Genomic DNA, 18,746 nt, shown 5'->3' with positions numbered 1-18,746 from the left:
CAGAGTTACCTTCGCATAATTTCTAACTCTTCTCTTACAGAAAGCGGCTGATATCCCAAATGAAAAGCTTTAGAACTATTTAAAGAAACATCAGCAGGTCGAGGTGCAGCCATTTTTACATCTTGCTGACGAGACGATTTTAATCCAATCGTAGGAAGTTGAAACACTTCTACCAATAACCGACCAAAATCATAACGCGATAGCCGCTCTTTTCCACCTAAATGAATCATACCTTGAACCTGCTTTTCTAACACCATCAACAACCCTTTAGCTGCTGTTATACCACTAGCAGGGGTACGGAATTCATCCGTAAATAATGCTAACTCTTTTCCATCTTGTAGAGTTTGCATAAAAGGCTGCATAAAACTAGTAGCTGTTGGCGTTGCCATGCCAAACATTAAAGGCATTCGACAAATTGTCGCTAGGGGATAGCGTGCTAAAATTCCCCCTTCAGCTTGAACTTTTTGTTCTCCATAAGCATTTACGGGAGATACCGGATCTGTTTCCCGATAAGGCGCATTTAAACCATCAAAAACTAAGTCAGTAGAAGTAAAAACATAGGGAATGCCGTAATCTGCACACAACCCAGCAATATTCAAAGAAGTTGTAACATTGATCGCGTATGACTCTTCTGCATGAGTTTGGCAATAATTGGGACTTGACTGCGCCGCAGTATGAATTACTGCTGAGGGTTGAATTTGTTGAAATAAATGCTTGAGTGCTTGAAAATCCCGCAAATCGATTTTAAGCATCGTCACGCCTGGAATTTCTATTTCATGGGAAAAGTACGTACCATATATATCCCATTGCTGTTTTGCCAACTGACATAAGTGCCAACCTAAAAAACCACTTGCGCCTGTAACTAGAAGTTTTTTCATGCGATCGCTCTTCTATACATGTAAGTTCCTACAGATGACCGAATTTATTGACAAGCAAGAATATCTAAACGTATAATTAGGGATTGTCTGTCTAATTCCGGCTCGGATCAGGTAGACCGAACACAAAAGCTGAACTGCTCTTAAATTCGAGCAAGCAGCTACCTGTACGGCACAATCATCACAATCTCATGACCTACGCAATTATTGAAACTGGCGGGAAGCAACTGAGGGTAGAACCAGGGCGTTTTTATGATATCGAACTCCTGGCTGCCGAACCTGATGCAACAGTGACTATTGAAAAAGTTTTGTTGGTGCAGCACGATGGCAATGTTACAGTCGGGCAACCGCTGATTAACGGCGCAACCGTAGAAGGAACGGTGGTGCGCCACCTGCGGGGACGCAAAGTCTTGGTGTACAAGATGAAACCCAAGAAAAAGACGCGCAAGAAGCGGGGACATCGCCAAGAAATCACCAGACTGATGATTGACTCGATTAACCTCAACGGTTCCAAGCTGACAGCTCAAGCAGAGGATACGACTGAGACTTCAGCTAGTCAAGCACCTGCTGAAACCGCAGAGGAAACTGCATCAGAATAAGATCAGGGCGCGATCGCCATATTCTCAAACCTTGGGTAGATCGCGCTTGGCTCGCAATAATGAAGTAGAGATAGAAAAAATAGCGCAGAGGACACAATGGCTCATAAAAAAGGAACAGGTAGTACTCGCAACGGTCGCGACTCGAATGCCCAACGGTTAGGTGTTAAGCGTTTCGGCGGTCAAGTTGTGCGGGCAGGTAATATTTTAGTAAGGCAACGGGGAACGAAGTTTCACCCTGGTAACAATGTTGGCATCGGTAGCGATGATACATTGTTTGCCCTGATTGATGGCGTGGTGACTTTTGAAAGAAAGGGTAAAAGCCGCAAGAAGGTGAGCGTATATGCTCCTGCAACTGCGGCTGAACCTGTAGCAGCTATGGCGTAGATATATTAGGGGCGAATCGAATTCGCATCTACACAGGTAAAGTCCGCCTGCGCGGACTAAGAGTTATTAAGGCTACTGGCTACGTGCAGTAGCCTTATTTAGTAGCAATGTGTTTCAGCTCAATTGGTCAAAAAACTCGGTCAAATTAATTCCACCGAACAAAAAGCTGTTTTGGATACCCTTGCCGAAATGTTTGCAGAGTAAAAATGACTATCAATTGCTACCAGCAACTCGCTCAAGCATTAGAAAAAGGAGCAGTCGTACTAGCAACCGCGATCGCCATTAAAGGCTCGGTTCCCAGAGAAGTAGGAGCCAAGATGATTATCTGTGCTGACGGTCGTACCTACAATACCATCGGTGGAGGTGCGGGTGAGGCAAAAGTCATTCACCAAGCCATGACAGTGCTGGAAACAGGTGAAAAGCAACTAGTAGAGATCGATCTGACTGGTGCAATACAACGGCAAACTCAAGGAATTTGCGGCGGAATCATGCAAATTTGGTTGGAAAGGTGGTCGGGTCAAGAGGCGATCGCTCTTGTCGATCGAATTCTCAGTTTACTCCAGTCAGGGCAGACAGCTACTCTTGTCACTCCTTTTACCCTTGACAAATCGCCATATTTATTATCAGAAAATAATTTAATTGCCGCCGAAGAAGCTTTTATTGAAACTCTACAACCGCCACCAACTTTACTAATTGTCGGGGCGGGACACGTAGGAGAACAATTAGCAAAAGTCGCTCATACAATTGGATTTCAAGTTATTATTCAAGACGATCGCCCAGAGTGGGCAAATAGAGAACGCTATCCCCAAGCAACCGCGATTTATAACCAAGCGATCGCCTCAGTTGTGGCACAACTATCAACTCATACACAACTTTATGCAGCACTGGTAACGCGGGGTTTTCAGTACGATTTAGCAGCTTTAAAAGTTTTGTTAGCTCGAAATCCTGAGTGTAAATATATTGGTACGATCGGCAGTGAAAAGCGGGTACGTCAGGTGATTCAAGCACTAGAAACAGAGGGTATTGCTGCAAATAAATTGCGATCGCTCTATGCACCGATAGGTTTAGATATTGGGGCGCTGACACCAGAAGAAATTGCTGTAAGTGTCTGCGCCGAATTAATTTTAGTACGTCGAGGTGGTACGGGTCGCCCTTTATCGCAGTTAAGCTAAGCTTGGGCGAATATAATTCGCCTGATGCTAAATTTAGCGCCTTCATTATCAGATAGTGTTACTTCGACATCAGATTAAGTTTCATGTAAAATTTGCCGTTTCTAATTGCTTCACCTGCCTTACCAGCCTGCTGAATACTCATTTCATTTTTAGAGTTCGCAATCAGATTAGCACGCAGCGGAAAAGGGCGATCGAGCTGCATCATCAATCGTCCATCACCTTTGGATTCAAGCGATTTTAGAGTTACAGTAGCTCCATTTGGTATCCCTGGTAAAGTTAATTTTTGTGGGTTAGCGTGCTGCTCAAACCATAAATTTAGAGTTACTATATTATCTTTTAGATTGACTAACTCATATGTTATTGTTTGCTGAACGCTCATTCCCAAAAGAGCAGGTTTAGTTGTGACGCGCCATTTGGCTCCGATACCAATAGCTTCTTGAGGTAAAGGTGAAGACATTTGGTTGGTAGAGTTTGACATCTGTTCTGAGAATTGTTGTAAGTTTGCATCTGACTTCTGAGATGACGCAAATTTAGCAGTTTGAATTTGTCCGCGATTATCAATTATGAAAGATCCACTCGTGCCAACCATCTTTTTCATTTGCGATCGCATTGCTTCCAATACCTGCGATGGCAAGCTGCTAGAATTCATCACATTTACATTAGAGTAAGACGATTTAAAGTGAATGTTACCGTTAGGTTCGACTTTTGTTACTACTGTATCTATAGCAACTGTTATCGGTGGTAGATCGACTTTCGGCATTGTTTGACCTGCCATAGATACATCTGTATCCATTTGAAAGGTCATAGTAGATGTTTGTTTTGCATTTACCTGTGGACGAAAGCGTAGTTCTTGTCGTGGTTCATTTCCTGCTTCTAATAGTTCTACTTGAGGCTTTGCCGTAGCAGCTGCTATTTGAGTTTTTGCTTGTTGCTTAACTAGGGATAGGGTTTCTGCATTTACCGTTAATCCCGAAGCAGTAACTAGACAACAAATAGAACTGTATAATAATAGTTTTTTCATATGTTTTTGGTTAATTGATAATTGGTAATTGATGGTCGTGTGTCACGCACCACTCTCTACAAAAATATATGCTTTATGAAGATATATTTCCAACAGTGAAAATACAGATTTAAATATCTGGTATTCTCACGGAAGCAAATTTAGCGCGATCGCACGGATTATCGAAATAATTACCGTTTGCGTATCTATGGTTTTCTATTTATGAAAAAGAACTCTATTACTTGGTTTCCTGCTACAGGTGCTTGGATGAGTGCAATTCTACTAACACTGTTGATGGGAGTCGTCACGCTAATTATTAAACAAACTAGCATTCCCTTAATTCGATTTATTGGCGAACATTTATCTACTAAGATGAGTTGGTGTTTGTCCGTTTTATCTTTGCTCGCACCAATTCTAATTATTGCCTTCATCCATCATTGGCTCCACCTCTTATTAGATCGCTTTTTCCCCGATACTCAATCTGCTACATCAGAGGAGAGCGATAGCTTTTTTCCTGATTTAATGAGTTGGTGGGAAGGGCTATTTGCTTGGTTAGCGATCGCAGTATCTACAATCTTGGCTATAGCAATTATTATTGCAATATTTCCCTACGATTCTTCAGAAAATTCTCTAATTAAATACTTGTTGATGTTGTCTGCTTGGGACGATCCGAAACATTTATTTTCAGCACCAGTTATCGGGCGGACTATTATCGCCGCTTACCTATATCATTTTGAATATCTCGTTCGCTGTCGCGTCCAGGCTGAAGTCACTTCCAGCCGTTGGTAATGCTATTGTTCTAATTTCCAATTAACTCTACCGCATCTCTGCCATCCAAATCTTGCAAAAATACCTTGACTTGTTCGTCTTTTGCCGTGGGTAGCTGTTTGCCGATAAAATCTGGATGAATTGGCAATTCACGATGACCGCGATCGACAAGTACCGCTAACCAAATCGATTCTGGTCTACCATACTCGTTCACAGCATTAAGGGCGGCGCGAATCGTCCGCCCTTTGTAAATGACATCATCTACTAATAAGACTATTTTGCCAGTTAAATCTAGCGGAATGTCACTCTTAGCTGGTGTTCGTACTCCGATTTTGTCTAAATCGTCCCGATAGAAAGTAATATCTAACGCCCCCACATGAACAGAAACACCTTCTAGCATTTCAATTTGGCTGGCTAAGATTTGCGCCAAGGGAACGCCTTTAGTGTGGATGCCTAAAATAACCAACTGGGAAAGGTCGCGACATCTTTCCACAATTTGGGAAGCAAGGCGGTTAACTGTTCGCCGGAGTTCATCGGCTGAGAGTATCTCAACGACTTTTGGAGACATATTGGGGACAAGGGGAACGAGGGAAAATTCGGAATTACTGCTGACCCATGTACGGGCGGGTTTTGGGCGCAGATTTATTGTTTTAGCGATCGATTTTTTGCTAAACCCGCCCCTACGAAAATTGATAACTGATAACTGTTACTTGGGTACTCCTGCGGTTAAGATTTCGTGTCCGTTTTCGGTGACGAGGACATCATCTTCAATCCGAATGCCGATTCCTTCCCAACGCGGATCGATCGCGGGTTGTCCTTCGGCGGGTTGAGTCTGCGGTACGATGTAAAGTCCTGGTTCTACTGTCAGTACTTGTCCTGGTTGTAAAATTTGGGGGGAGTCACCATGTTGATAAACACCGACATCGTGAACGTCTAACCCTAGCCAATGTCCGGTACGGTGCATGTAGAAGAGTTTGTATTTTTCTTCTTTGATTAAATCGTCGATTTGCCCTTGCAGGATGCCGAGTTCGACTAGACCTTCGGTGAGGACGCGGACGGCGGTATCGTGAAAGGCGCTGTAGGGATTGCCTGGTTGAACTTGGGCGATCGCTTGTTTTTGTGCTTCTAGTACAATGTCGTACAAGGCTTTCTGTTCGCCTGTAAACTTGCCATTCACGGGAAAGGTACGGGTAATATCGGAGTTGTAATAACCGTAGGCGCAGGCTGCATCAATTAATAGCAAGTCGCCATCCTGCATCTGGCGCGTATTTTCGATGTAGTGCAGAATGCAAGCATTGTCTCCCGAAGCCACAATTGAAGGATAGGCTACACCCGTCCCACCCCGCAAGCGAAAGATTCGTTCCATTTCCGCTTGAATTTCGTACTCGTAACGTCCTGGGCTAGCGATTTCTTGGGCGTAATTGTGTGCCTCAACAGAAATAGCAGCAGCTTGTCGCATCAATTCTAATTCTGCTTGACTTTTTACTAGTCTCATGCTGTGTAAAATTACGCCAGCATCTTCAATTGCAATCGGTCCCGTACCGCGTTTGGGATAAGTTGCCATGAGGCGCTGCCAGTGGTACAGAACTTTTTCGTTAAAATTGCGATCGCGTCCCAGACGATAATAGATTTTGTCCGCTTTTTCTAAATACTGCGGCAGCTTTTCATCAAGTTCGGCAATCGGATAAGCTTCGTCTGCCCCATAGATTTCTTTTGCCCCTTCTACGCCGCAACGATAGCCCGTCCAGACTTCTTTTTCTCTTTCTTTGGGGCGGACAAATAAAATAAAGCGGTATTCGGCATGGTGGGGTGCTAAGACAGCCACGGCTTCTGGTTCGTCAAACCCTGTCAAATAAAAGAAGTCGCTATCTTGGCGAAAGTTATATTCTACATCGTTGTGCATGACTGCCATTGGCGCACTGCGAAAAATTGCCGTGCCGTTGCCAATCTTAGCCATTAACTGTTCGCGACGCTGGCTGTACTCTGCTTGCATAGCTGCTCGATCTGTAGGCTTTTATCAGTATTGTAGATGGAACAGCTATTTTCAGTTATCAGGGAGCAGTGACCAGTTAATTCTGACTCCTGACTTCTAATTTTTGACTTTTAACTTTTGACTTTTGACTTACTATCCAGCATATCCCTGGATGTTTTCTGGTTCAAACGATCGCAGTATCCGTGTTGCCTGTCGGGTGAGTTCTTCTGTACCTTCTATGACGATAAGATACTTGCCTGCGTTCAGGCGGTTGCGATATGGTAAGGCGTCACCACTACCTACAGATAAACCTACGCCGCCACCAACGAAATACGCGCCTAATCCGCCGGAAACTGCGCCTAAGACACCTGCAATTAGATGGTTGCCGATCGCGCCTATTGCAGGGATAATTTCAATATCCGTGAGTAAGTTGAAGAGATAGCCTGCGGCAAAGCCAAAGGGTACGAGCCAGGTTACTAGTCTACTTGCCCCTTTACGGGCTTGTTCGTTGGGGTTGATGAAGCCGAATTCGTCTGCACTTTTGTAGCCTTGACCGAGGATGCTAATTTGCTCTTTGGGTAGTCCTTCTTTTTCAAGTGCTGTATAAGCTGCTTCTGCTTGAATGCGGTTTGGTAAGACTGCTACTAGATAATTCATGGTTTTAAAGAAAATGTCGCGCAAAGACGAGCCAGTGCGTTGCGGGGGTGGCGCTATCGCGGACTTCGTCGCCCCCCGTTGTAGCAACTGGCGTGCAAAGGCGCTAAGGGTTGCCTGGGATTTTTGTAGGGATTAGGAAGGTTTTTTAAGAGAGAATATGTTAGTGAAAGTCAATAATAGGTTGGAGAAGTAGCATAATTGCACCTACAATTACAAAGGACAGAGTTGTCCAAAAAAAGATTCTCATATTGTTTTCCTAATTTATTTAGATATTATCTAGCTGAACAAATATAAATAGAGATGACATCTTTCTATAGAGCCACTTCCGAAATGTATGTGTCAGACTTTAGATAGAAGCGATCGCGCTTTGGCATAGTCATAAAAGATAATAAAAAAGATGCGAAATTTCGCATCTCTAGAAGGAATGTAATTTAACATAACTTTCAGCGATCGCAACACTAACGCTGATTCCATCACTCCCTTTTCGATCTATTGCCCCCCTTTTTAAGGGGGGTTGGGGGGATCTTCTACGCCGGAGTCTGAAAAAAATGATAACCCTTTGGCAATCTATCGACTACTATTAGGCGTTTGAACTTTGCGATTTTGGCTGCGTTCTAGAATTTGACGCGCATCAGGACTGGGATTATAGTTATATCCCATAGATGACGATCGCTCTGAATCGTCGATAATTTGAGGAGTCAACAACACGATGACTTCTTGACGCTGATTCTGTTTATTCGTGCTTCTAAACAATGCGCCAAGAATTGGAATATCTCCTAGAATTGGAACCTTATCGACGCTGGTTCGGTCTGACTCTTGAATGATACCTGACAAGATTAACGTTTGATTATCTCGGAGGCGAATTAGCCCAGAAGTCAGCGATCGCTCGTTAATTAAAGCAATCAAATTACCAGTTGGATCTTCATATTGATCTTGTACTGCTCTGACTGTAGGAGCTACAGATAGGGCAACAAAACCATTGTCATCAACTCGTTCGATCTTAATTCCAACGGTCAAACCAACTCGCTCTTTTTGAATTGTCGTGGTATCTTGACCGAGACCACCCGTACCCTGACTAATGGTTCTGGTGACATTACCCACCACTTCTTGAGTTAAGTTGACAGCAGCTTGCTGTCCCTCTTGAACGATCAGAGTAGGATCGGTCAAAACCTTAGCATTGCCACTTGTAATTTGAGCTTGCAAACGAGATAGAAATTGTCTGGCAAACCCTGGAGGAGACCCATTGAAGCTAGTTCCAGATGCAGGGTTTCTCGTGCCAAAGTTGATGATTCCACCAATACCGCGACTGTTTTGAAAGAAAGTATCGCCCAGCCCAAACGAAAAGCTGGTATTAATGTCCTCAGTTGCTAAGAGGTTAATATCAGCAATCTTGACGTTAATTGCAACCTGGCGACGGCGAGAGTCGAGTTGGATTAATTGGGCGCTAGCAACCTGAACTTGCTTGGGAGAACCAATCAGCGTGACGGAGTTAGTCCGCTCGTCACCGACGACTTCTAATCCCCGTAGTAGGGGTGTAGAATCTTGAAAATCGATCCGTTGAGTTTCAATCCGCGTCTCTGTACTCGTTTGGGTTTGGGTTGCGGGAGCTTGTCCACCACCTACAGGCACGGCTTGAACGCTGGTAATCGTGCGTTCGCGACTGACGGCACTTTCTGCACCCATCGCGACTAAAAAGTTAAGTGCTACGCCTACCGTGACTTGATTCAACCTATAGCTGCGCGTGACTAAATTACGAGCATCATTAGGCAGTCTGGGACCAACAAAAATCGTGCGTCCTTCCCGATTGGCTTGCAAGCCTGTAATCCGCAGTACGTGATTGAAAACATCCTGCACGGACTCGTCTTGAATATCTAGAGTGACTCTGGGTCCCTCAGCCCCCGCTGCTCCAGGCGCAGTCGGAGCTGGTTGACCTTGTTGCCCTTGAGGTGTGGCTGTCGTGTAAGCTAAGTTGAGACCAGCAGCACGGGCGAGTAAGGAAAGGACTTCGCGCACGGGAGCATCCCGCAAGACTAGGCGCGGGACTCTTTCTTGACTGCCAAGTTCGATCAGAGCCGGAGAAGAATCGGTGTTGGAAATTGCCATATCTCCCACGGGTGGGGCAACTGCTCTAGGCAAGAATGGCGGTTGGGCTTGATTCCCGCGCATTGCTGAGGGTGGTACTGGCTTTCCGTCAACCGTAATTTCTGGATTGGGAAAAAGGGGTTTTTGAACTGTTACTGATTGCCCTGGTTTAAATGTCGTACCAGTTGTTGGAGCGGGATTTGCTTGGGCAATTTTTTCTGGTGTAGGTGTTCCTGATGCCGATTTTTCTGGCGTAGAGCTAACGCTAAATGTTACACCTTGACCATTACGTTGCATTTGACCGTTGGGAGCATTGGTAGTACCAGTGACCATCAGCCGGATGCTATTAGAGTCGAGTCGGGTAACAACTACTGAATCAATGCCTGAAGCTGGCTTTGCTTGACGGAAATCTTGTCCTTCGGGTAAGTTCAACTGAGCGTTACTAATATCTGCAACTAGAGTTTTACCCTGCTGGCTGGTTAAGACTTGGGGACGAGCCGTAGTGGAAGTCTCCAAAACCACATTTAAGCCGTTGTTTGTTGGATCTAGCTTGACTGCTGTTACCTTTGCAGGTTTTGCCCATACTGGCGGCGCTGCGACGAGTGCGACTGCTACCCCGATAAATAGTATGTTACTACCTTGAAGCTGTTTCACAGTTCTGTTTCTACTTTGAGTAAAGTTTAGGTATTCTACGCGCATTGCAGGCGATCGCTATAAATTTGAAAGCGAGTAAACGCAAATTCGCCTGACAATTTACAGAAATAGATTGAGTTATAACAGTTATCAGTTATCAGTTATCGATTTCATTCCTTAGATGAAAGAACTATTTTTTCAGAACTGGAAAGCGCTTTTGTAGGATAAATTCCTCACTATGCACTTGATAACTGTTTGCTGAATTAAGGAGATAATTTTACCTGAGAAACTCCACAAGCAAGCTAACTTTATTTCGGCATTTTTCCCAAGCGAAATTTTACTTATAAATCTTTGACTTCATCTTGAGTATTATCTCTAATTTCAGTAAATGTACGGTAATTTTGTTACATAATGATATCTACAAAATTAGATAATTTAGATTGCGATCGTAACCCCATATCTGATATCTAATTCCAAATAGCGATCGCAATACCCGTACGGGACAGATTTAGTAGCGTTCTCGAATTTATCCCGAGATTTCACTGGAAAACCAGCCCCTATCGAAAATTCAAAATTATGAAATCTACAAATTCCGACAACTTGAATACAATATCTATAAGGGCGGGTCGATCAATTTTTTCAGTTAGGTACAGAGATTATTGATAAATCCGCCCATAAGAACTGACCGATCTTTAATTCCGAATTCCGAATTCGGAATTTATTTCTTCGCTTCAGCTGCCTTAGCCGCCGCCGCTGCTGCCGCTGCTGCTTCCTCTGGAGATACGGGAATCAGTGCCTGTAATTTAAAGGAAGTATCGATATTGGGCGCACCGCCAGCACGTTTTCCATCCTTATCGGTAGCAGCTACCATTGTTGATTGATAGTCTCTCACGATTAATAATGGTTGCAATCGTTCAATACTTCGGAAAATCTCTTGAGTTTGGTCAAATGTTCCAGAGATATTAATATCAACTATTCGACGTTTGAGTTTGCCGTTGACATCAGAGCCAAGCGAACCATCAGAGATCGTTTCGGCTGATTGATTGGCGGGAGTAAATTTTTTCAATTTAGCAGTAGCGTTTTGCTTGCCATTAACCGACTGTACGAGTCGATTGAGATCGATTAGTAGCGTATCGAGCGTACTTTCATTAGCAAATAAAGTTAAAACATCTGCTTTTTGCTGTTTTGCTTTCGCTAATTCTGTTTCTACTTGCTGCTTCTGTGCCATGCTAGCGGATTTTTGCTGCACCAAGTTTTGCTTTTCATTTTGTTTTGCTGTTAGCTCGTCATGCTTTTGCATTGCTGGCGTGACGAACGAAGTAAACAAGTACCCCCCTAAACCAAGACCAACAACTGCTAGCAGCGCTCCGCTAATCGTTGGAGTTAGAGTCACGCCAAAAACAGTAGGGTAGGACGGTGCAGCCTCAAGATCTTCTTCTACAGAAATAAATTCTTCACTAATAGTCATGGTTGAATGACTCCTTTTTGTTGCAGGGTGCGAATCCGAGTCACCAGTCCTAACGTCCCTTTACGCTCTAACTCTTGAAGCAGATCGGCGGCTGGGACATTACTTAAGTTAGATTGAATTGTATATCTCACAAGTGACGGTGGTTTTACGGCTGATTTTTCATTCGATGCCGCAGCCTCGGCTAGTTCTGCTGAAATAATTCGCGTGTCAGTCGCTTGGAAGAACGCTGACTGTTTCAGAGTTAATAGGAAATCGTTCACGTCGCTAAACGATCGCGCTTTGCCAGTAATTTCAATTCCACCCGCTGGGTTCGCAGATGGTGGTGGAGCCGCATTACCCGCTGCCGCAGGCGGTGGTGGTGCGCCAGATGAGGCGATCGCCGGAATTTGCTTGATCGATTCAATTTGCACCGATCTGGGAATGCGATCGCGCAAGTCTTGTAACATTGCCGACCAAGGGCGAATTTGGTTAAAAACAGTGGCTAATGCTTTCGTATCCGTTTGCAACACGCTAGTTTCAGCTTGAATCTTTTTCAATTCAGTCTCTTGCAAGCCCAAGCGGTTCAACTCTGCGTCTAACGCCGCTAGTTTGTTTTCCATCTGGGTGTTTTGCGTTTGTAATAACAGCCACCAAGCCCCAACTACCACTGGAATTACAGCCGCTACAGCCGCTCCGATAAATAGAGGTGTTTGACCAACCGCTGACATCCGCGTTTTGCTTCCACCAGCCGAAAACCCTGACTTTTGGGGGGTGCGGTCTTTCAGAAAATTGACATCTAAACTATACATTGCCCCATGCACCTCTAAGTCCTAAACCGATCGCCGTTCCCAATCCCGGTCTTTGCATTGGAGTAATTTTCTCCTCGTCTACATCTAAAGACAGTGCTGCTACTGGATCGATTGGCGCTGTGGGAATGTTTAACTTTTGTTGGAAAAATTCACTCAAGTTGCCCAAACCACCGCCAGGTCCGCACAAAAGCACCTGTACCATTTCCAAATTCTCACTTTGACTGAGGTAAAAATCAATCGAGCGACGCAATTCGTCTGCTAATTCGGCTAAAACCCGCATCACTGCCAAAGTGCCAGAATCTACATCTGGCATGTCTTCTGGTTCGTCATCATCATCTCCACTAGTCAGTGGCAGATTGAATGACTCCAACATTTGAGTATCCCTAGATGCAGGTAAATTCATCGATCTCAGTAGAGCGCTCTGCATTTGATACGTCCCAATCGGAATAGTACGGGAAAATTGCGGCACTCCATCAACAATAATGGCAATTTCTGTATTATCAAATTGAACATCGACCAGCGCTACGCCTTCATTCGAGCTATATGCCCGTAATTGCTCTCGAATCGTGCGAATTAAAGCAAAACTGTTAATTTCTATGACATTAACTTTTAACCCTGCATGTTGGAAGGTATCCATATAGGTATCTGTAACTTGCTTGCGAGTCGCCACCAGCAATACTTGTACCTTCTCAATTCCATCTTCATCAACGAAGTAGCCTAGCTTTTGATAGTCAACGTCAGCTTCTTCGCGCGGGTAAGGTAAGTACAAACCAGCTTCATGATTTAGTACCATTTCCCTCAGTTCTTGGTCATTTAGCTCCGCTGGCAAAGGAATTAGCCGCACGATCGACTCTCGCCCAGGCACGGCTGTCGCTACCCATTGGACTTTGATTTTAGTGTCAGTTAGTGCCTTTTGAATTAATTCTGCCAGGGCTGGAGGGTCGGCAATTTGACCATCTTGAAACAGCCCTTCTGGAACCGGGGTAGAGGAAAAAGCTGTCAGTTTGTAACCCTGTCGCTGCTTTTTCAGTTGAGCTATATTAATTCGTTCAGGAGCTAGTTCAATGCCAACTCCACATCCACGCTTTGTCAGTAAACTTTTGAGACGGTCAATCACTGTTTTACTACTTGTCTATGAAGTAAAGAATTAGTCTAGCTGAAAGACTTGATACTCATTACAGCTACTCAATTTAACCTAGAATCACCAAGCTTGTTCAATGAATACATACGATCTTAAAAATGTCAATGACCAAAAGACTTGCAAATAGGCTGCGATCGCCAAAGTTAATAATTCTTACCTTATTAGGTTTTGTTCTGAGTTGGGTAGTCAGTTGCGGTAGTGGTAACGTCGCTACTCAAGCACCTCAATCTAACTCTAACAGCCAAGAAATTGAGTTTTGGACGATGCAGTTGCAACCGGAATTCACCGATTTTTTCAACCAGAAAATTCAAGCTTTTGAAAAAGAAAATCCTGGGATAAAAGTCAACTGGGTAGACGTGCCTTGGTCGGCAATGGAGAGCAAAATTTTAACATCCGTCGCAGCAAAAACAGCTCCAGATGTCGTTAACTTAAATCCAGATTTTGCTTCTGTGTTAGCTGGTCGCAATGCTTGGCTGACATTGGATAATAAAATTTCGCCCGAGGTACGTTCCACTTATTTACCTAACATTTGGCAGGCAAGTACGCTCGACGGCAAAAGTTTCGGCATTCCCTGGTATCTCACCACGCGAGTTACGATTTATAACAGCGATTTACTCAAACAAGCAGGTGTTGCCAAGCCGCCAGCAACTTATGCGGAATTAGCGCAGGTGGCGAAGCAAATTAAAGAAAAAACAGGTAAGTATGCCTTTTTTGCCACATTTGTCCCAGAAGATTCATCGGAAGTGCTGCAATCTTTCGTTCAAATGGGGGTAACTTTGGTAGATGACCAAGCTAAAGCAGCATTTAATACACCCGCAGGTAAAGCTGCTTTTCAGTACTGGGTAGATTTGTATAAACAAGAACTCTTACCCCAAGAATCCTTAACCCAAGGACATCGCCACGGAATTGAGATGTATCAAGCAGGAGAGACGGCTTTATTAGGGACGGGAGCAGAATTTCTCAAAACAATTTCAACTAATGCGCCAGAAATTGCCAAAGTTTCTGCTGTTGCACCAGAAATTACCGGAACCACAGGTAAAAAGAATGTTGCCGTCATGAATCTCGTGATTCCCAAAGATAGCGATCGCCCCGACGCAGCAATAAAGTTTGCTTTATTTGTGACCAACAGCGATAATCAACTCGCCTTTGCCAAAGCCGCCAACGTCCTCCCTTCAGCAATTCCTGCCTTAGCTGATAGCTATTTCAAATCCGTGCCTACAGGCGATAAATCTGAAATGGATCGGGCGCGGGTGGTTAGCGCTAGCCAGTTAAAACAAGCAGAAGTGCTAATTCCCGCGATGCAAAATATCAACGTCCTCAAACGCGCCATTTACGAAAACCTTCAAGCTGCCATGCTGGGAGAAAAAACAGTCGATGTGGCGATCGCGGATGCTGCGAAAGAATGGGATGCTAAGGCTGGAAAATAACGGATTGTAGGGGCGCGCAGCTGTGCGCCCCTACCCAGCAAGGCGTAAAAAATATCCAACCAAATACAACGAACCACATAGAATCATTAAATTTGATGATTTTGTCGCCGCTTCTAATCCAGCAAAGAGATCTGGATAAGTGTGACACGTAGCTAGTTGAGGACATTCACCTGCTAGCTTTGCTAGTGTTTCAGGATCGGCAGTACTATGGTCTGGAACAGGGACGAGATGTAACTCATCCTTGGGGCGCAATAAGGCGCGAAAAATATCTGCATGGTCTTTAGTAGATAGCATCCCCATCACCCAACAAACAGGTTGTTCTAGGGTATCGACATATTGACGTAAAGCTTGCGCCGCCGCTGGATTGTGCGCCCCATCAATCAGGAGTCTACGTCCTTGCCAAGTCGTCCATTGCAAACGCCCCAACCATTTTGCTTTTCCCATCCCATTTGCGATCGCCTCAGCCGAAATTTTCCACCCTTGCTGCTGCAATATTTGTAAAGCTGCAATTGCCAAAGCTGAATTCATCAGTTGGATGTCTCCTAACAAAGGCAAAGGATATTTGATGTAGTTGGTAGTTGGTAGTTGGTGCATCTTCAATTCCGAATTCCGAATTCCGAATTCCGAATTCCGAAATTCTGCCCAACCTGGTTCAATCTGACGCGAGGGTAGGGGAAAGACAACGGGACATCCAAGTTCTTCGATCCGCGATCGCACGACGGTTTCTGCTTCTGGTGGTAATTGTCCGATGACTGCGGGACAGTTGGGTTTGAGAATTCCTGCTTTTTCTCGGGCAATATCTGCTACGGTTGGTCCTAGCTGCTGCCAGTGTTCGCGACTGATGGAAGTAATCACCGTCACTAAGGGGCGATCGCAAACGTTGGTAGCATCTAATCTTCCCCCTAAACCAACTTCTATGACTGCAATATCTACTTGGACTTGGGCAAAGTACAACCAAGCCGCAGCAGTAATAATTTCAAATTGAGTTGGGGTTTCCTCGTCTGGCGGAATTGCTTGCTGGACTTGTAGCAATATTTGCTGTAGCGTTTCTGGTGCGATCGGTTGTTCGTCTAAACAAATACGTTCCGTCCAATCTACTAAATGAGGCGAAGTATAGCGCCCGACTCGATAGCCTGCTTCTTTGAGGACGGCAGAAAGGTAAGCGCAGACAGATCCTTTGCCGTTCGTCCCTGCTACGTGAATGACTGGAACTTGCTGTTGAGGATTGCCCAAATTAGCCAGCAGTTTTTGAATTCGTTCTAAACCGAGATGTACGCCGAAGCGTTGATATGGTTTCAGAATAGAGTTAATGTTTTTGTCGGTCATTTGTCATTGGTCATTTGTCGTTAGTTAATTGCAGCCATTCTCCCTTGTCCCCCTTGTCCTCCGACTCCCGACTCCCGATTCCCGACTCCCGAATTCATCCACTTTTTGACAGATGCAGTTCCTATTTCGGTAAGTAAGGTGGTTATTAGTTACGATTTTGAATTTCGGAGGGTAAATCTATGACTGCTACTGGAAGTGAAAGAGCAATGAGCAATTTAGAATATGATTTGCTCACAGCGTTACATCATAAGGCTGAAGCTGTCAAAGCATATGAAACATACATCAATGACGCTCAGTCAATGGATTCTCAACCTTGTGTAGAGTTGTTCCAAAAATTACGCGAACAAGATAGACAGCAAGCGCAAGAGATCCGGCAACATTTGCAAGAAGTGATGCAAAAAGGCAAGATGTAGAATAGTCATTTGTCATTTGTCATTGGTCAAAAAGTTGTGTGTAAAACGCTTTTGACTTCTGACTTTTGACTTCTGACTTCGCTAGTTGCTTAATGCATCAGACAGATAATCAGCAGCAGCTTCGACTATGGCGATCGCAGTTTCGTAATCTAAGCGGGTTGGTCCTAAGACTCCCACGCTGCCCACGGGAACTGTACCGCGTCGATAGGTAGATGAAATCAGGGTACAACCACGAATAGGTTCGAGCGTATTTTCCGAGCCGATCCGAATTGTAACTCGCCGCCTGGAGTTGGAATCTAATTCTGGTTCCTCAAAAATAAAAGGTAGCAGCTGCTGCTGTTCTTCTTCTAATAAATGTAGAATTGTTTGAACTTGCTGCAATTCAGCAAACTCAGGTTGACGCAAGACTTCGGATACACCTCGGATAGTAATTTGCGTGCTAGTTGGGAGTGGCTGAGTCCGCCGACAAATATCTGCAAATACAGTTTTTAAGCGATCGCCATATTGTTGAAATTCGCAGTCTAATTGATTCCAGTCAAGTGATGCTAATTCATACAGCGATCGCCCGCGCAGTTGGCTATTGAGGAAGTTGGAGAGTATTTGTAGCTCTCTTTCTATAACTTCTGGTTCTGATTCTAAGACTATTTCCGCTTCTGAAGTTGGCAAATCTAACAAGACTGATTGGGTTTCATAAGTATCTGTCACCACGATCAACATTATCCGCCCTGACTCGATTTGAATCAGTTGAATGTGGCGTAACCGTGCCATGTTAGCGCTGGGCATGGTAATTAAAGTAATGCAACCACTTACCTTAGCTAGAATCTGCGCTGCACCTCTTAATAAAGCTTCCAAGCTCCAATCTTCCCACTTTAATTGCTCTTGGAGTAGCTGTTCTACCTGTCGTCCCCAGACATCGGAAGGAGTTATGAGGCGATCGACATAAATCCGATAGCCAGAGTCAGAGGGAATTCTTCCCGCCGAGGTGTGAGGTTGATAAAGTAAACCAGCTTTTTCTAGCACTCCCATCGCGTTACGAATGGTTGCAGAACTCACGCCGAGGTTATATTCTTCCAATAAAGCTTTGGAACCCACGGGTTCGGCAGTGGCAATGTAATGTCGTACCGTTGCCCAAAGTATATGCTGTTGGCGATCGTTTAGCTGCACTTGCATAGGTGAAATGAGAATAGTGAGATGAGAAGCGAATTTAAGAAATGTAAATGCAATCTGTAGATTTTTTTAATTTTTAGTTATTCAAGATAGCAAAAAAGATAGACCGTGTTAAATAAATACAAAGTTATATTTCGATTGTGCCTCAACTCCTACACGGTTTTAGCTATTTCTCAGGTAAAGATACCCTGAGTCTACATAAAACTTACTGTCTGTCAATATATACATGTTAAATCTTATGACCTACATCCGGCAGAGTTAAAACTACCTAGACAAATTCGACCGGAGCAATCCTCTGTGTAGCTTCGGCAACCCTAAATTTAATATAGACTGTACTTTTGCTTAAAATTAAAAATTGTTTGGTAGCAATTATTACTGAACGCTGTTGGGGATGGGGAACGGGGAACAGTGAGTCGTTAAGGGTTGTTGGTCACTGGTCACTGGTCACTGATAACTGTCCTAGTATCTAGGAATAGATGGATCGATCGCAGCAGAGTAAGCATCAATTCCCCCTGCTAAATTTCTAAGATTTGTAAAACCTTGACGGCTCAACCACTGACACATTTGAGCCGAACGAATACCGTGGTGGCACATGACTATGGTTTTTGCTTGAGGATCGAAGCGTGTGGGGATAGAATCAGCCCAATCAGCAAATTGGCTCAAGGGTAGAACTTCAAACCCGTCAATATAAGCGATCGCGACTTCATCCGGTTCGCGCACGTCGATCAATTGCAATTGCTCTCTAGCATCAGAACTTAACATCTGAGCCAGTTCTTCTACACTAATTTGGTTAAAAGGATTCATAATGAGGGGCTGTGGGTTAGGGACGGTGACCAGTGACCAGTGACCAGTGACCAATGACGATTAGCAAGAC

19 protein-coding genes are annotated in these 18,746 nt (G+C 44.3%); 6 read left to right on the top strand and 13 right to left on the bottom strand.

Going from position 1 to position 18,746, the window contains the following annotated elements:
- Positions 1-5: 5 nt before the first annotated feature.
- A complete protein-coding gene (locus H6G17_RS06680) occupies positions 6-878 on the bottom strand; it encodes an NAD(P)-dependent oxidoreductase (RefSeq protein ID WP_192155394.1) in 873 nt (290 codons plus the stop codon).
- 188 nt (positions 879-1,066) lie between these two features.
- Between H6G17_RS06680 and rplU the strand changes: the two genes are divergently transcribed.
- The 3 genes from rplU (at position 1,067) to H6G17_RS06665 (ending at position 3,030) form a co-directional block, all read left to right on the top strand.
- Positions 1,067-1,474: a 50S ribosomal protein L21 gene (gene rplU, locus H6G17_RS06675; protein WP_192155392.1), complete on the top strand. Its 408-nt coding sequence runs from the start codon at positions 1,067-1,069 to the stop codon at positions 1,472-1,474.
- Between the two features lie 96 nt (positions 1,475-1,570).
- Positions 1,571-1,858 (top strand): 50S ribosomal protein L27, encoded by a 288-nt coding sequence (gene rpmA / locus H6G17_RS06670; RefSeq protein WP_192155390.1) that lies wholly within the window; start codon positions 1,571-1,573, stop codon positions 1,856-1,858.
- 206 nt (positions 1,859-2,064) lie between these two features.
- On the top strand, positions 2,065-3,030 hold the full coding sequence (locus tag H6G17_RS06665; protein ID WP_192155388.1) for an XdhC/CoxI family protein: 966 nt from the start codon (positions 2,065-2,067) through the stop codon (positions 3,028-3,030).
- A gap of 58 nt (positions 3,031-3,088) precedes the next feature.
- On the opposite strand, the gene H6G17_RS06660 is transcribed toward H6G17_RS06665, so the two are convergent.
- Complete coding sequence (locus H6G17_RS06660; protein WP_192155386.1) at positions 3,089-4,051, bottom strand: hypothetical protein; 963 nt, start codon at positions 4,049-4,051, stop codon at positions 3,089-3,091.
- Between the two features lie 201 nt (positions 4,052-4,252).
- Between H6G17_RS06660 and H6G17_RS06655 the strand changes: the two genes are divergently transcribed.
- Complete coding sequence (locus H6G17_RS06655; RefSeq protein ID WP_192155384.1) at positions 4,253-4,819, top strand: hypothetical protein; 567 nt, start codon at positions 4,253-4,255, stop codon at positions 4,817-4,819.
- 10 nt (positions 4,820-4,829) lie between these two features.
- On the opposite strand, the gene pyrR is transcribed toward H6G17_RS06655, so the two are convergent.
- The 8 genes from pyrR to pilM all read right to left on the bottom strand — a co-directional run bounded on the left by pyrR (position 4,830) and on the right by pilM (position 13,515).
- Entirely contained in the window at positions 4,830-5,366 is a 537-nt protein-coding gene (gene pyrR / locus H6G17_RS06650; RefSeq protein WP_015155429.1) for a bifunctional pyr operon transcriptional regulator/uracil phosphoribosyltransferase PyrR, read from the bottom strand.
- Positions 5,367-5,504: 138 nt separating this feature from the next.
- The gene (locus tag H6G17_RS06645) at positions 5,505-6,791 is read right to left on the bottom strand and encodes an aminopeptidase P N-terminal domain-containing protein (protein ID WP_192155382.1); all 1,287 of its coding nucleotides are present in this window, start codon (positions 6,789-6,791) and stop codon (positions 5,505-5,507) included.
- A 132-nt stretch (positions 6,792-6,923) separates the two neighbouring features.
- On the bottom strand, positions 6,924-7,427 hold the full coding sequence (locus tag H6G17_RS06640; protein WP_192155380.1) for a hypothetical protein: 504 nt from the start codon (positions 7,425-7,427) through the stop codon (positions 6,924-6,926).
- Positions 7,428-7,766: 339 nt separating this feature from the next.
- Positions 7,767-7,901: a hypothetical protein gene (locus tag H6G17_RS33940; RefSeq protein WP_277875943.1), complete on the bottom strand. Its 135-nt coding sequence runs from the start codon at positions 7,899-7,901 to the stop codon at positions 7,767-7,769.
- A gap of 93 nt (positions 7,902-7,994) precedes the next feature.
- On the bottom strand, positions 7,995-10,208 hold the full coding sequence (locus H6G17_RS06635; protein ID WP_192155378.1) for a type IV pilus secretin family protein: 2,214 nt from the start codon (positions 10,206-10,208) through the stop codon (positions 7,995-7,997).
- A 652-nt stretch (positions 10,209-10,860) separates the two neighbouring features.
- Positions 10,861-11,610, bottom strand: a complete 750-nt coding sequence (locus H6G17_RS06630) for a pilus assembly protein PilO (RefSeq protein WP_192155376.1) — start codon at positions 11,608-11,610, stop codon at positions 10,861-10,863.
- The gene (locus tag H6G17_RS06625; RefSeq protein WP_192155374.1) at positions 11,607-12,398 is read right to left on the bottom strand and encodes a PilN domain-containing protein; all 792 of its coding nucleotides are present in this window, start codon (positions 12,396-12,398) and stop codon (positions 11,607-11,609) included. Before H6G17_RS06625 ends, H6G17_RS06630 begins: the two co-directional genes overlap by 4 nt.
- Complete coding sequence (gene pilM, locus H6G17_RS06620; RefSeq protein ID WP_192155372.1) at positions 12,391-13,515, bottom strand: type IV pilus assembly protein PilM; 1,125 nt, start codon at positions 13,513-13,515, stop codon at positions 12,391-12,393. The genes H6G17_RS06625 and pilM overlap by 8 nt, the downstream gene beginning before the upstream one ends.
- Positions 13,516-13,643: 128 nt before the next feature.
- On the opposite strand from pilM, the gene H6G17_RS06615 reads away from it, so the two are divergent.
- Positions 13,644-14,966, top strand: a complete 1,323-nt coding sequence (locus H6G17_RS06615; RefSeq protein WP_192155370.1) for a sugar ABC transporter substrate-binding protein — start codon at positions 13,644-13,646, stop codon at positions 14,964-14,966.
- 30 nt (positions 14,967-14,996) lie between these two features.
- Here the strand turns inward: H6G17_RS06615 and H6G17_RS06610 are convergent, their stop codons facing one another.
- Positions 14,997-16,292 (bottom strand): folylpolyglutamate synthase/dihydrofolate synthase family protein, encoded by a 1,296-nt coding sequence (locus tag H6G17_RS06610; protein WP_192155368.1) that lies wholly within the window; start codon positions 16,290-16,292, stop codon positions 14,997-14,999.
- Positions 16,293-16,471: 179 nt separating this feature from the next.
- Here H6G17_RS06610 and H6G17_RS06605 point away from each other — a divergent pair, with 179 nt between their 5' ends.
- Positions 16,472-16,705, top strand: coding sequence for a hypothetical protein (locus tag H6G17_RS06605; RefSeq protein WP_192155366.1), 234 nt, complete (start codon positions 16,472-16,474; stop codon positions 16,703-16,705).
- A gap of 81 nt (positions 16,706-16,786) precedes the next feature.
- Here H6G17_RS06605 and hrcA read toward each other — a convergent pair whose 3' ends face one another.
- A complete protein-coding gene (gene hrcA, locus H6G17_RS06600; RefSeq protein WP_192155364.1) occupies positions 16,787-17,875 on the bottom strand; it encodes a heat-inducible transcriptional repressor HrcA in 1,089 nt (362 codons plus the stop codon).
- Between the two features lie 456 nt (positions 17,876-18,331).
- A complete protein-coding gene (locus H6G17_RS06595; protein ID WP_192155362.1) occupies positions 18,332-18,676 on the bottom strand; it encodes a rhodanese-like domain-containing protein in 345 nt (114 codons plus the stop codon).
- Between the last annotated feature and the right edge of the window lie 70 nt (positions 18,677-18,746).

The organism is Chroococcidiopsis sp. [FACHB-1243], assembly GCF_014696895.1.
Classification (GTDB): domain Bacteria; phylum Cyanobacteriota; class Cyanobacteriia; order Cyanobacteriales; family Chroococcidiopsidaceae; genus Chroococcidiopsis.
Note: the sequence above shows the minus strand (reverse complement) of the source record. Positions and strands in the feature narration are given on the sequence as shown.

Excerpts from the sequence above, each read along its gene's own strand:
- H6G17_RS06625 (WP_192155374.1), bottom strand. The coding sequence starts at position 12,398 with ATGTATAGTTTAGATGTCAATTTTCTGAAAGACCGCACCCCCCAAAAG.
- rpmA (WP_192155390.1), top strand. The coding sequence starts at position 1,571 with ATGGCTCATAAAAAAGGAACAGGTAGTACTCGCAACGGTCGCGACTCG.
- H6G17_RS06605 (WP_192155366.1), top strand. The coding sequence starts at position 16,472 with ATGACTGCTACTGGAAGTGAAAGAGCAATGAGCAATTTAGAATATGAT.
- H6G17_RS33940 (WP_277875943.1), bottom strand. The coding sequence starts at position 7,901 with ATGGAATCAGCGTTAGTGTTGCGATCGCTGAAAGTTATGTTAAATTAC.
- H6G17_RS06630 (WP_192155376.1), bottom strand. The coding sequence starts at position 11,610 with ATGACTATTAGTGAAGAATTTATTTCTGTAGAAGAAGATCTTGAGGCT.
- pyrR (WP_015155429.1), bottom strand. The coding sequence starts at position 5,366 with ATGTCTCCAAAAGTCGTTGAGATACTCTCAGCCGATGAACTCCGGCGA.
- hrcA (WP_192155364.1), bottom strand. The coding sequence starts at position 17,875 with ATGCAAGTGCAGCTAAACGATCGCCAACAGCATATACTTTGGGCAACG.
- H6G17_RS06610 (WP_192155368.1), bottom strand. The coding sequence starts at position 16,292 with ATGACCGACAAAAACATTAACTCTATTCTGAAACCATATCAACGCTTC.
- H6G17_RS06640 (WP_192155380.1), bottom strand. The coding sequence starts at position 7,427 with ATGAATTATCTAGTAGCAGTCTTACCAAACCGCATTCAAGCAGAAGCA.
- H6G17_RS06655 (WP_192155384.1), top strand. The coding sequence starts at position 4,253 with ATGAAAAAGAACTCTATTACTTGGTTTCCTGCTACAGGTGCTTGGATG.
- H6G17_RS06615 (WP_192155370.1), top strand. The coding sequence starts at position 13,644 with ATGACCAAAAGACTTGCAAATAGGCTGCGATCGCCAAAGTTAATAATT.
- H6G17_RS06645 (WP_192155382.1), bottom strand. The coding sequence starts at position 6,791 with ATGCAAGCAGAGTACAGCCAGCGTCGCGAACAGTTAATGGCTAAGATT.
- H6G17_RS06680 (WP_192155394.1), bottom strand. The coding sequence starts at position 878 with ATGAAAAAACTTCTAGTTACAGGCGCAAGTGGTTTTTTAGGTTGGCAC.
- H6G17_RS06660 (WP_192155386.1), bottom strand. The coding sequence starts at position 4,051 with ATGAAAAAACTATTATTATACAGTTCTATTTGTTGTCTAGTTACTGCT.
- H6G17_RS06635 (WP_192155378.1), bottom strand. The coding sequence starts at position 10,208 with ATGCGCGTAGAATACCTAAACTTTACTCAAAGTAGAAACAGAACTGTG.
- H6G17_RS06665 (WP_192155388.1), top strand. The coding sequence starts at position 2,065 with ATGACTATCAATTGCTACCAGCAACTCGCTCAAGCATTAGAAAAAGGA.
- H6G17_RS06595 (WP_192155362.1), bottom strand. The coding sequence starts at position 18,676 with ATGAATCCTTTTAACCAAATTAGTGTAGAAGAACTGGCTCAGATGTTA.
- rplU (WP_192155392.1), top strand. The coding sequence starts at position 1,067 with ATGACCTACGCAATTATTGAAACTGGCGGGAAGCAACTGAGGGTAGAA.